The organism is Bacteroides pyogenes DSM 20611 = JCM 6294 (assembly GCF_000428105.1).
In the GTDB taxonomy this organism is placed as follows: Bacteria; Bacteroidota; Bacteroidia; order Bacteroidales; family Bacteroidaceae; genus Bacteroides; species Bacteroides pyogenes.
Genome location: NZ_KE386623.1, coordinates 1 through 10,384 on the forward strand (window position 1 = coordinate 1; position 10,384 = coordinate 10,384).

Genomic DNA, 10,384 nt, shown 5'->3' on the forward strand with positions numbered 1-10,384 from the left:
TAATTTAGGGAAAGTCATTTAATTTATTCCATTTGAGTCAACCGGCAGACTCTCCCGTATTTTTGCGATTGCACTCATCGTTATTTCTATATCATCGGCTCCGTTTTAGAGCCGATTTTTCATTTTCAATCACGTTTGGAGCCACCACCTCCGTAAAGTTGGGTTCCACGGGTGGAACTTTAGGCTGCAAGATTCCTTTGCTCTGCTTCTCTCTTTGCGAGGCTGACAACATTTGCCGTGTGGATGCCAAAGAAAATCAGTAAGATCTCTGTGGATTTTATCCTTGCGGCTACCTTTCGTAGTCCGTAATGCTCCTTCTGAGTTCCGAATGAACCTTCCATTGCTGTAGCCCGCACTCTTGCCAACTCCCTCTTTGTCGCATTCTTAACTTCATTCTTTCCCGTTCTGCCTTTCCGGGTGAATGAGGTTTCTATCTTGTTCTCCTTACAGAAAGTCCTATTGACATTGCCAGAGTATCCCTGATCACCACCTATCTTTGTCACTTGCTCACCGGTAAGCTTCCGTGCCAAGGATACACAATGCTTCAGTCTGGTACCCTCATTAAACGCATTAAAAGAGAGTTTCTCAATGAACGATATTCCATCAATCAATATATTGTTGCACTTCGCTCCAAACTCTACAGTCTTGGTCTCCTTGCCTCTGACTATCGGTCTCACATAAGGCTTGCTGAGGCTTACTATTCGATTCGGTATGCTCTCGCGGGAGTCGCCACTCCTAAAGTGCTTCTTCTGCTGTCGATATACCATCGTAATCCTCTCAAGTATATCCAACTGCTTGTCATTCAAGAGTTCATTACCCGGATGAATACGCATCTGTCTGCGGATCTCACCGAGTATCTTGCCCAGCAAGGAAAGCAGTCTCATTATCATCTTCCTAGTCTGCTTGTAAGTGTGCTTGCGCTGCTTCCTATAAGCCAGGTTCGCTTTCTCAATGTCATTGTATTTCGTTCTCTTCCTGTGCTCGCCAAGTCTGGTACTGATACAACACATCATCTTATATGCTCTCTCGACACATTCCCAAAGCAACTTCACATCGGTCGGGAAACGCATCAGGCTTTCATAGCAGCTCGCATCTGTGTAGACTGTATCAAGATTCTTCATGTATGGCTTCCAAGCATCTGCAAGTATCTTCTGCTGCTCCTGTATCTTCAACTTCTTGGACAGTTCCAACAATATGCTGTCAATTAATTTGTAGTTTGTCAACCGGCTCTCAGGACTAATACGAATTCCGCAGAAAATCTGATAATGAATGTTTCCATTCAGAGCATCCATTAACTTCGGAGCCGACAACCCGGTATACATCTTCAAGAACGCTAACGCCACCTTACCCTCAGGAGTAAAGAAACACTTTCTTCCTCTCTTAACTCTTATACTCTTCGGAGCCGCATCTATCAAACCAAACGATAGTGCCATCTCTCCAAGAGGAAGATGTGACTTGATGCGGCCAAGTTCACTGGATTTGAAAGTTTCTTCATATCGACGATAAAAATCAAACTCAGTAAATGCAATCTCTTGCTGTATATCAGATAAATTTTGTACTTTTGCCATGAGGTTTTCAACTTCATTTCCCCCGAATTTGACCTTTACCAGAGGTTCGGGGGATTTTTTATTTTCTGATACTAAGATACCAAATATTTATCAATCTGACAATCAATTGGTTGTATTTTAAACTCTTTTGTGCGACTATCCCTAATTTATTATGCGTATGAAGAAATTGTTCACTGCTGTTTTGCTTTTCTGTGTTACAATGGCATTTGCCCAGGAAAGACAGATAAAAGAAGAAAGTAAAACTCTTTTTCGTTCACATTGGTTTATGCAATTGCAAGCCGGTGCTGCGCATACTGTAGGTGAAGCGAAATTTTCCGACCTTATTTCTCCGGCTGCTGCTTTCAATGTAGGGTATAAGTTTTCTCCCGCATTTGCTCTTCGTTTTGGAGCGAGCGGTTGGCAAGGAAAAGGTTGGTGGGTAACTCCGGAGCAAGACTATAAATTCAAATATGTGCAAGGGAATCTTGATTTAGTGACTGATTTAAGCGCATTGTTTGCAGGATTTAACCCTAATCGGGTGTTCAACGCGTATCTTTTTGCCGGTGGCGGTTTTAATCATGCTTTTGATAACGATAAAGCCAATGAGCTTGATACAAAAAATCATGAATTGGAGTATCTGTGGAAAGATAGTAAGAATTTTATTGCCGGCCGTTTCGGCTTGGGATGCGACTTTCGTCTAAGCGATCGCGTGGCTCTAAATATTGAAGGAAACGCGAATGTGCTGTCGGATAAATTTAATTCGAAAAAGGCCGGAAACGCTGATTGGCAGCTGAATGCTCTTGTGGGTATAAGTATTAAATTGGGTAAGGGGTATACCAGAACCGAGCCGGTGTATTACGAACCGGAACCGGTTATCGCTCCCGAACCTAAGCCGGAGCCGATAGTAGAAAAACCGGAACCGAAGAAAGAGGAACCTGTGGTGGTGGAACCGATGAAGCAGAATATTTTCTTTGCTTTGAATTCTGCTTTGATTCAGGAAGATCAACAACAGAAAATTACTCTTTTGGCGGATTATCTCGAAAAATATCCTGAAGCTAAAGTAAATGTGACGGGATATGCCGATAAAGAGACCGGTAATCCTAAAATCAATTCTAAGCTTTCTGAAGCGCGAGCCAATAATGTGGCCGAGGCTTTGAAAGCAAGAGGGGTGGCTGCCGAGAGGATTGTGGTAGACTTTAAGGGTGACACGATACAACCTTACGCTACGCCCGAAGAGAATCGTGTGAGTATTTGTATTACTGAATAAAATAGGCAAAGTATGTTTGTTTTTAATTTTACCCCACCTGTCGCATATCTGGCGAGATAGCGATGGGAATAGTAATAAGTCTCTGTGAAGAGAGTAAAGTTGCTTAATAAATCTCTGGAGAATAGACAGATTTTTTGAAATAAGATTTCTGTTTGTTCTGGCTATTCTCTTAATGCTAGGAAAGGAATACCGGTTGTGAAATTTTTGCCTGTGAAGGACGAAATTTTATCATCTGTATTCGAAGAGGGCACTTGTATTTTTCATAAGTGCCCTCTTTTTAATTCTTGATTTGTACTATACAAAAAAGCGGCTCCGATTTTTGGAGCCGCTTACTTTTTTACTTAATCTCGATCTCTTCCTTCATGTCGATTTCTTCGCGCTGCGTGTCGTAGAACACATATTGCAGGAACGCGAGTTTCTGGTTGGGGATGATCTTGACTCCGAATCCGTATTTCATTTGCCACTTCCGCTTCAGCGACATGATGCCCTGATTGATGTAAGCGGCTACATACGGATGGACGTGCAACGAGAATTTCTTTACCTTCAGTTTGTTGACCAGATAGTCGATTTTATTCTCCAAAGTATCCGTAAAGAGGATGGACGACTTGATCTTCCCTTTCCCGAAGCAGGTGGGGCAGGTTTCGGTCGTATCCACATCCATGGCAGGGCGCACGCGCTGGCGGGTAATCTGCATCAGCCCGAATTTGCTGAGCGGCAGGATGTTGTGCCGTGCCCTGTCTTTCTGCATGTTGGCGCACATGCGTTCGTAAAGCGCTTGCCGGTTGGCGGCTTCGTTCATGTCGATGAAGTCCACCACGATGATACCTCCCATGTCTCTCAGGCGCAGTTGGCGCGCCAGCTCGTCGGCGGCTCCAAGGTTCACTTCGAGCGCGTTTCCTTCCTGCCCGTTGGCATTCTTGGTGCGGTTGCCGCTGTTCACGTCTACTACGTGAAGCGCCTCAGTGTGCTCAATAATCAGGTAGGCACCGCTCTTGTAAGAGATGGTTTTGCCGAACGACGACTTGATTTGTTTGGTGATACCGAAATTGTCGTAAATGGGAAGTTGCCCTTTATACAGCTTCACGATGTTCGTCCGGTCGGGGGCGATGAGTGTCACGTAGTCTTTGATTTCGTGATACACGGCCTCGTCGTTGACGTATATGTTCTCGAACGAAGGGTTGAAGAGGTCGCGCAGCAACCCTACGGCGCGGCTCGTTTCTTCGTAGATCAACGTCGGAAATTTGGTGGCCTTCTGTACTTTCGTGATAGCCTCTTCCCAATGCTTTACCAGCACTTTAAGCTCTCCGTCGAGCTCCGCCACGCGTTTGCCTTCGGCTACCGTGCGCACGATGACGCCGAAGTTTTTCGGCTTGATGCTCATGAGCAGCTGTTTGAGGCGGGCGCGTTCTTCGCTCGATTTAATTTTTTGCGACACGGAAACCTTGTCGTTGAAAGGGATCAGCACCAGATAGCGTCCGGCGAATGAAATCTCCGACGTCAGCCGCGGCCCTTTGGTCGAGATGGGTTCCTTTACAATCTGCACCACTACTTCTTGTCCCACCTTCAACGTGTTGGCTATGGTGCCCTCTTTGTCGAGGTCGGGAAGCAGGGTTGCCTTGCCGATGGGGTTCAGCTTCTTTTGGTTGCTTAAAGTCTGCTTTACGTACTTTTGGATAGAATTGAATTGCGGACCCAGGTCTAAGTAATGAAGGAAAGCGTCTTTCTCGTAGCCGACGTCCACAAAGCATGCATTCAGTCCGGGCATCAGCTTCTTGATGCGTCCCAAATACATATTCCCTACGGAGAAGGAGATGTTTCTTCCTTCGCTTTGAAGTTCCACCAGGCTCTTGTCTTCGAGCAGGGCGATGGAGACTTCTTTGGGTTGTACGTCTACTACTAATTCGCTTGTCACTTGTTTTAATTTATTTACTTAGGTTCTTAAACAAAGAACAAACCTGAAAGACAGAAGCTTCGCAAGTTTGTTCTTTATTCTGTTCCGATCAGACTTAAAAATTATTTTTTGCTTTTATGTCTGTTCTTTCTCAGTCTTTTTTTACGCTTGTGCGTAGACATTTTATGTCTTTTTTTCTTTTTTCCGCTTGGCATAGCTTTTTCTTTTTTATGGGTTAATACTATTGTTTATTGATTCTTTACCGAAATTGTAAATGTCTTGGCCGGTTTAAAAGCCGGAATGTTGTGCTCGGGGATAATGATGGTAGTGTTCTTCGAAATGTTGCGGGCCGTTTTCTGGGCTCTTCTTTTCACTACAAAACTACCGAATCCGCGGAGATATACATTCTCATCATTCGACAATGATTCTTTTACGGTATCCATGAAGGCTTCTACTGTGGTAAGCACTGTTGTCTTGTCGATCCCGGTTTTCTTTGCAATCTCGTTTACAATATCTGCTTTAGTCATTTTCTTAAAAAATATTATTAATAGTTTTCTTGCTAATTTTTTGGACTGCAAATATATAGCTTTTTGGGTTCCTAAAAAAATATATTCTCTACAATTTTCGTTACTTTTTTTAGATTTTGAGTTTTTTAGTTCGTAAGTTTGCACCTTGGCACGCAAGCCTGTAGCTTGCCGAGCGATGAACTTTAATGGCTGATAAATGTTTGCAGAAAAAATAATCGACTGGTATAAAGCGCATAAACGGGAGCTTCCGTGGAGGGAGTCGTCCGACCCTTACCGTATCTGGATTTCGGAGATTATCTTGCAGCAGACGCGTGTGGCGCAGGGGTACGATTACTTCCTGCGTTTCGTGGAGCGGTTTCCCGATGTGGAGTCGCTGGCTGCCGCGCACGAGGATGAGGTGATGAAGTATTGGCAGGGGCTGGGTTATTACTCGCGCGCACGCAACCTGCATGCCGCCGCACGGAGCATGAACGGGGTTTTTCCGCGCACCTATCCCGAGGTGAGGGCTTTGAAGGGGGTGGGGGAGTATACTGCCGCGGCGGTGTGTTCGTTCGCCTACGGGATGCCTTATGCGGCGGTAGACGGCAATGTGTACCGGGTGCTCTCGCGTTTTTTCGGTATCGATACGCCCATCGACTCTACGCAGGGGAAGAAGCTGTTTGCCGCACTGGCGCAGGAGGTGATGGACAAGCGGCGTCCGGGCGTGTACAATCAGGCGGTGATGGACTTCGGTGCGTTGCAATGCACGCCACGGTCGCCCGGTTGCGGGGAGTGTCCCCTTTCCGACGGTTGCGCGGCTCTGGCGAAGGGAACCGTGGCGCAGCTGCCGGTGAAGCGGCACAAGACGAAGACGACCGACCGTTATTTCCATTATATGTTCGTGCGTGCGGGCGCGTATACTTATATAAAAAAGAGGACGGGCGACGATATTTGGAAGAATCTTTTCGAGTTTCCGCTGATAGAGACTCCCGCCCCGCTGCGGGAAGAGGAGCTGCTTGCCCACCCCCGCTTCAGGGAGTGGATTGCTCCGGGCGAGCGTCCCGCTGTGAGGCCGGTGCGCAAGAATGTGAAGCATGTGCTGTCTCACCGGGTGATCTACGCCGATTTCTACGAGGTGTCGCTGCCCGAAGGCTCGGCTTCGTTTGCCGGATACAGGAAGATACTTCTCGAAGACCTCGACAGCTTCGCCGTATCGAGGCTGATTCAGGCTTTCGTCGGCGATTCGTATGTCGGCGGAAGATAGAAATACGGGGTGCAGGATATTCTCCGGGAAGTCTCGTTGACGATTAATATTTTTCGAAAGTCCTTGCATGCTACGATTAGAATGTTTAATTTTGGCAGCGGAACAGAATGTTCTTTCATTAAATAAATACGTATATGTCAGTAAATAAAGTGATATTATTGGGCAACGTGGGACAAGACCCGCGCGTGAAATACTTCGATACAGGCTCGGCGGTAGCGACTTTCCCGTTGGCTACGACGGATCGCGCCTACACGCTGTCGAACGGAACACAGATTCCCGAGCGAACGGAATGGCACAACATCGTCGTTTCCAACCGCTTGGCGGAGGTGGTGGATAAATACGTGCACAAGGGCGACAAGCTCTACTTGGAGGGTAAGATCAGGACACGTTCGTACACCGACCAGTCGGGGGCTACGCGCTATATCACGGAAGTTTACGCGGACAATATGGAAATGCTGACTCCGAAAGGCGCAAGTACGGGGGCTTCTGCGGCCGCACCCGCTTCTTCGCAGACGGGGCAGGGAAGCCCCGCGCAGCAGGGACAGGCACAGTATTCGCAGGGGTACTCATCGCAGGGACAGCCTTTGCAGGGACAATCGCCTCAGGGACAGGCTTCGCAGATGCAGCCTTCTCAAGGACAATCGCCGCAAGGGCAGCCTTCGCAGGGGCAGCAGGGACAGACGCAGCTTTCTCAGGGACAATCGCCTCAGGGACAGGCTTCGCAGATGCAGCCTTCTCAAGGACAATCGCCGCAAGGGCAGCCTTCGCAGGGGCAGCAGGGACAGACGCAGCCTTCGCAGGGATACTCGCCGCAGGGACAGGCTTTGCAAGGACAATCGCCTCAGGGGCAGCCCGCAGAAGATAATCCGGCAGACGACTTGCCGTTTTAAGTTTAACTAAAACCGAAACTCTTTGGACTCAGATGGTTATTTAAGCCAATTGGCTGACATTTTCAACGGTATCACCGTAAATACTCCTTCTTTCTCGGCTATTGTGGCCATCATACTGGCAGGTGTGCTTTTGCTCGCATCGGGCTTTGCTTCGGCCTCCGAGATAGCCTTTTTCTCGCTCTCGCCTTCCGACCTGAACGATATCGGAGAGCGCAATCATCCTTCAGACGAAAAGATAAGCACGCTTCTGGAAGACTCTCAACGCTTGCTGGCAACGATACTGATTACGAACAACTTCGTGAACGTGACCATCATCATGCTTTGCAACTTCTTCTTTATGAGCGTGTTCGAGTTTCATTCGCCGTTGGCGGAGTTTCTGTTGCTCACTGTTATCCTTACGTTTCTGCTGCTGTTGTTCGGTGAAATCATGCCGAAGATTTATTCGGCGCAAAAGACACTGGCGTTCTGCCGGTTTGCCGCGCCGGGCATCCGGATGTTGGAGAAGGTGTTCCATCCCGTGGCTACGGTGCTGGTGCGCTCCACCGCCTTCATGAACAAGTTTTTCGGGAGAAAAGGGCGCAATATCTCCGTCAGTGAGCTGTCGCATGCGCTGGAGCTGACGGACAAGGCGGAGATATCCGAAGAGACCAATATTCTGGAGGGCATCATCCGCTTCGGCGGGGAGACTGTGGAGGAGGTGATGACGCCCCGCCTCGACATGGTGGATCTGGATATACGCACTCCTTTTACGGAAGTGATCAGGTGTGTCATCGAGAACGCTTATTCGCGCATTCCGGTATACTCCGAATCGCGCGACAACATCAAGGGGGTGCTTTACATCAAAGACCTCTTGCCGCATCTCAACAAGGGCGACAACTTCCGGTGGCAGTCGCTCATACGTCCCGCCTACTTCGTTCCGGAGAAAAAGATGATAGACGACCTGCTGCGCGACTTTCAGGCGAATAAGATACATATAGCCATCGTGGTGGACGAGTTCGGAGGGACGTCGGGCATCGTGACGATGGAGGACATCATCGAGGAAATCGTGGGCGAGATTCAGGACGAGTACGACGAGGAAGAACGCACGTATGTGGTGGTGAACGACCATACTTGGATATTCGAGGCAAAGACGCTTCTGAGCGACTTCTACAAGATTGTGGAGGCGGGAGAGGACGAGTTTGCCAAGGTGGCGGGAGATGCCGACACGCTGGCGGGAATGTTGCTCGAGATAAAGGGCGAGTTTCCCGAGCTGCACGAGAAAGTGGTGTACCGCAACTATGAGTTCGAGGTGCTCGAGATGGACAGCCGACGCATCCTGAAGGTGAAGTTCACCGTTCTGCCCAAGCAAACCGAAGAACAGGAGGGCTGACGGGCGGATGGCTCTCTTGCTGGAACATAAGACGGAGGGGCTGCATTGGGCCGTCTGGCGGATGGACGAGACACCGGAGGCGCTGATTGCCTTGCTGCCTGCCGCATGCAGGGAAGAATACGGGCGGGAATGTCGCAGCTTCGCTTCCGTGCAGAGGCGGCAGGAGTGGCTTTCGGTACGGGTATTGCTGCACGTGATGTGCCCGTCGGCAGGGCGTATCGCTTATTCCCCTCACGGTAAGCCGTTTCTCACCGACCGCTCGGCTTCCATCGGCATATCGCATACCAAGGGCTATGCGGCCGTGATACTCAGTCCCGCGTCCGCCGTGGGGATAGACATCGAACGTTATTCCTCCCGTGTGGACAGGGTTGCCTCGCGTTTCCTGCGCGATGATGAAGTTGTATTGCCTTTCAGGGGCGAAACCCTTTGGAGCCTTTTGCTCCACTGGTCTGCCAAAGAAACCGTCTACAAGTGCATGGAAAATCCCGACGCCGACCTCCGTAAGCTCCGTCTTTCCCGTTTCGTTCCTGCCGAAGCCGGAGTGGTTGAGGTGCAAGAGTGTGCTACCGGGCGGCATCAGGTGTTCACGGTGGGCTATCGCCTGCATCCCGACTTCGTGTTGACGTGGACGGCGGAGAACGATTGCCCGAAAAGAGAGTAACGGGTATCGCTTTGTCCGTTTGAAATACCTTTTCGTCGCCCGGTTTGTATCCGGATCTTTGCGGAGCACTGCTCTCCTGAGAATTTTTATTGCTCTACCCGGTTTGAGGGAAATTCGGCTTCAGCTGCTTGAATGTCCTGCTCCGCTTGGGGTAATTGGGGTTTCGACTGATTAGAAGCTCTGTCCCGCTTGAAGAGCGACTTGGTTTCGGTCGATTAGAGGCTCTGTCGTTACCCGATGAAGGTTTATCTCAAAATGTCGTTGGAAAGTTTGGTTCGTGGTGACTTTCGTAACATCTTGCCTAACGGATATTGTAAAAAATCATTTTCTAACGGTCGCCATTGGAAAATCATGAAAAGGAGGCATTTAGGGGCAATTACATTTTGGGGGATTTACGAAATGTCCGGGCGAACTCGCTTCGGCCGGACATTGAAATAAACTTGGCAGAGTTTATTGTTTTGTACATACTTTCTCTGAATCAGAGTGGTGAATAAAATGACAGACGAGAGTGTCCGGCTCATTAGATTCAACGCTTTTTCCTCGAAAGCAGTGAACAGATTAATGCATGGCAGGTCTTCTGACTTGTTCCTGTTGCGGGCGCCTTCCCGGATTTCTTTCCAGTGGCTAAAGAAGATGTCGTTGCTCGCAACATGGATATGGAACTCACAGCAGCGGGACTGTCCGGGATTTGCACCCGATTCCCTTTTAATCGCTCTGCCCGTAATGTGGGCGTCGCAAACCTATGCGTCACAAAGATAGGCAGTTTATTTGTCTTTTCCAAGAAAGTCGGCGGGATATGAAAGAAAAAGAAGAAAAGCCTTTGATGAAAAACGAAAGTGGTTTACCTTTGCATTTGGTGTACGAAACCAACGTGTTGTTATGAAAGCTGCACGATATCGTAGAGCACACGGCGCCGGAGCACATGGTACGAAACCAAGTGCTGTTATGAAAACTACACGATGCAGTGGAACATACAGCGCTCCGAGCAT

Annotated in this window: 7 protein-coding genes, 1 pseudogene and 1 riboswitch; of the genes and pseudogenes, 5 read left to right on the top strand and 3 right to left on the bottom strand. The window is 48.7% G+C overall.

The genetic code is table 11. The features are described 5' to 3' along the window. Positions 1-179: 179 nt before the first annotated feature. Positions 180-1,568 carry a transposase gene (locus C234_RS0112935; RefSeq protein ID WP_027325467.1) on the bottom strand — a complete coding sequence of 463 codons (1,389 nt, stop codon included), beginning with the start codon at positions 1,566-1,568 and terminating at the stop codon, positions 180-182. 151 nt (positions 1,569-1,719) lie between these two features. Between C234_RS0112935 and C234_RS0112940 the strand changes: the two genes are divergently transcribed. Beyond that, a complete protein-coding gene (locus tag C234_RS0112940; protein ID WP_027326095.1) occupies positions 1,720-2,814 on the top strand; it encodes an OmpA family protein in 1,095 nt (364 codons plus the stop codon). 337 nt (positions 2,815-3,151) lie between these two features. Here C234_RS0112940 and C234_RS0112945 read toward each other — a convergent pair whose 3' ends face one another. Together C234_RS0112945 and C234_RS0112950 are read right to left on the bottom strand one after the other, a co-directional pair. Beyond that, on the bottom strand, positions 3,152-4,726 hold the full coding sequence (locus C234_RS0112945; RefSeq protein WP_027326096.1) for an Rne/Rng family ribonuclease: 1,575 nt from the start codon (positions 4,724-4,726) through the stop codon (positions 3,152-3,154). A gap of 227 nt (positions 4,727-4,953) precedes the next feature. Then, positions 4,954-5,232 carry an HU family DNA-binding protein gene (locus C234_RS0112950; RefSeq protein ID WP_027326097.1) on the bottom strand — a complete coding sequence of 93 codons (279 nt, stop codon included), beginning with the start codon at positions 5,230-5,232 and terminating at the stop codon, positions 4,954-4,956. Between the two features lie 196 nt (positions 5,233-5,428). Between C234_RS0112950 and mutY the strand changes: the two genes are divergently transcribed. The 4 genes and pseudogenes from mutY (at position 5,429) to C234_RS0112970 (ending at position 9,395) form a co-directional block, all read left to right on the top strand. Continuing rightward, on the top strand, positions 5,429-6,475 hold the full coding sequence (mutY, locus tag C234_RS0112955) for an A/G-specific adenine glycosylase (protein ID WP_027326098.1): 1,047 nt from the start codon (positions 5,429-5,431) through the stop codon (positions 6,473-6,475). A gap of 134 nt (positions 6,476-6,609) precedes the next feature. Continuing rightward, positions 6,610-7,065: pseudogene (locus tag C234_RS16510) on the top strand (single-stranded DNA-binding protein); the annotation flags it as partial. Between the two features lie 322 nt (positions 7,066-7,387). Next, positions 7,388-8,734 carry a gliding motility-associated protein GldE gene (locus C234_RS0112965; RefSeq protein WP_027326099.1) on the top strand — a complete coding sequence of 449 codons (1,347 nt, stop codon included), beginning with the start codon at positions 7,388-7,390 and terminating at the stop codon, positions 8,732-8,734. 7 nt (positions 8,735-8,741) lie between these two features. Beyond that, complete coding sequence (locus tag C234_RS0112970) at positions 8,742-9,395, top strand: 4'-phosphopantetheinyl transferase family protein (protein ID WP_027326100.1); 654 nt, start codon at positions 8,742-8,744, stop codon at positions 9,393-9,395. A gap of 551 nt (positions 9,396-9,946) precedes the next feature. Further along, a riboswitch (cobalamin riboswitch) is annotated at positions 9,947-10,154 on the bottom strand. Between the last annotated feature and the right edge of the window lie 230 nt (positions 10,155-10,384).

Coding starts and splice junctions, on each gene's coding strand:
- C234_RS0112940 (WP_027326095.1), top strand. CDS start 1,720: ATGCGTATGAAGAAATTGTTCACTGCTGTTTTGCTTTTCTGTGTTACA.
- C234_RS0112935 (WP_027325467.1), bottom strand. CDS start 1,568: ATGGCAAAAGTACAAAATTTATCTGATATACAGCAAGAGATTGCATTT.
- C234_RS0112970 (WP_027326100.1), top strand. CDS start 8,742: ATGGCTCTCTTGCTGGAACATAAGACGGAGGGGCTGCATTGGGCCGTC.
- mutY (WP_027326098.1), top strand. CDS start 5,429: ATGTTTGCAGAAAAAATAATCGACTGGTATAAAGCGCATAAACGGGAG.
- C234_RS0112950 (WP_027326097.1), bottom strand. CDS start 5,232: ATGACTAAAGCAGATATTGTAAACGAGATTGCAAAGAAAACCGGGATC.